Source organism: Parendozoicomonas sp. 2304DJ65-17 (genome assembly GCF_058148445.1).
Window position 1 is genome coordinate 1 of the sequence record NZ_JBYVJV010000108.1, and the last position, 239, is coordinate 239.

At 47.7% G+C, this 239-nt stretch carries 1 protein-coding gene; it reads left to right on the forward strand.

Going from position 1 to position 239, the window contains the following annotated elements; all coding sequences use genetic code 11:
* Positions 1–239: hypothetical protein (locus ACY2RR_RS24695; RefSeq protein WP_490110852.1), on the forward strand; the 239-nt coding region annotated here is incomplete at both ends.

Below are 239 nucleotides of genomic sequence, written 5' to 3' on the forward strand. Positions count from 1 at the left end.
AAAGAAACCAGCTCAGAGAAAAACAACTTAAGCGTGAACCTTTAAGAAGTTTTGTTTTTGAAGACGCAGATGAGGAAGTATCGACGGCTCCTCCCACTATGCCTCAGAGGGTTATGTGGGGTACAGCAAAAGGTATTCTGACGGCTGCAGCTCTTAGTAGTAACCCAGCACATGCTTTCTCGGGAGCAATTTTTGGCGGTACCAGCGGAGGTGTATATCCAGAAGATCCGGCTGCGCAA